Here is a 1,376-nt window from a genome sequence, read left to right as displayed (position 1 = left end):
CTTATATGGACTCCCTAAGTAAATCAACAAAAAACTGTCTTTAAAAACAAGTATAGATGCGTGCTTATATACGGGCTTTATTGAGGAGCTACCTCGCCCTAAAATGTACTCGCACCAATAGGCAAATTCTAGGAAGCGGCATCTAAAGTGCCTTAGGACCTAACTTGCTTCTATTGGTCGGTCTTACCTGTTTTACATCGCTCTTTGCTGATTCAACATGGAATATCAAGCCAATGAGATTGGCTGATATTCCGTGTCATTCTTTAATATCGCATAAGCTGTTCTTACCGTTTTGTTTGCGAAAGCAACCGCTGCGATTTTTTTGCCTCTTCTCTCGACTAAGGCTTGTAGCCAACGCTCTTTGCTTGTTCTGGCTGGACGTTTACTCACTTGCGTGATAACAGAAAGCGCTCCTTGGAAAAGAGTGGAACGAAGTCGCTTATCTGCATGACGCTTTGAAATATGCCCAATACGCTCTTTACCACCTGAACTATGTTGCTTTGGCGTTAACCCTATATTTGCTGATGCTTCACGACCGTTAGTAAAATTCTCACCTTGACCTAAACGCACCGCTAGCCCTAAAGCACCGATGGGGCCGACGCCCTCTAACTTCATCAACTTTTGGCAGGTCGTATCATATTTTACAGCGCCTTCGAGCTGGCGTTCCAAAATGGCAACATGTTCGATTTGCTGTAGTAAGTGCTGCCATAAATAATTCAGTGTTTCACGAAAAGACTGAGGCAAGTTATTTTCAGCGTCTTCCAGAATAAAAGGAATGTGCTTACGAAGTTGGGATAAGCTTGGTGGCACAATGATACCAAACTCTCCAAGTAAGCCCCTAATTTGATTACTCTGTGCTATTTGATGTGTTTTTGCTAAATGACGAGCTCGCTCCAATGATTGCAAAGCCTGCTCTTCGGCAGATTGCACACGAGCACCATGGATATGCTCTTGAGAAGCGGCGATTGCGATGGCTAAAGCATCATTACGATCCGTTTTTTGCTTAGTTTGGAAAGGCTTAACTGTTCTTGCGGAAATGACTTTGACTTCGTGACCAAGAGCACGTGCTAGCCTAGCCCAATATTGCGCACTACCACATGCTTCCATCGCCACCAATGAGCGTGGCTGCTTAACAAGCATCTCTTTTAGTTTTGCTCGGCTAAGTTCTCGGTTGAAGAGGACTTTACCTTTTGGATCTCGTTTACAGACTTGAAAAACATTCTTTGCTAAATCAATAGCCAATATATTAGTATCTTTCATGTATGGACTCCTTTGGTTAATCTTTTGTCGGATTAAGACCGTACCTCCTCAGGGAGAGGGAGTCCATACATCTAGGTATTAGGTTTTAGGTAGAGATTAAGCCAAGCACGCTCTTT

1 protein-coding gene is annotated in these 1,376 nt (G+C 43.3%); it reads right to left on the bottom strand.

Features of this window, described 5'->3' with window-relative positions; genetic code table 11:
• Positions 1-225: 225 nt before the first annotated feature.
• Positions 226-1,260, bottom strand: a complete 1,035-nt coding sequence (locus CWC14_RS17825) for an IS110 family RNA-guided transposase (RefSeq protein ID WP_138564228.1) — start codon at positions 1,258-1,260, stop codon at positions 226-228.
• Between the last annotated feature and the right edge of the window lie 116 nt (positions 1,261-1,376).

It is taken from the genome of Pseudoalteromonas sp. S3260 (assembly GCF_005886925.1).
GTDB lineage: Bacteria > Pseudomonadota > Gammaproteobacteria > Enterobacterales > Alteromonadaceae > Pseudoalteromonas > Pseudoalteromonas tetraodonis.
Note: the sequence above shows the minus strand (reverse complement) of the source record. Positions and strands in the feature narration are given on the sequence as shown.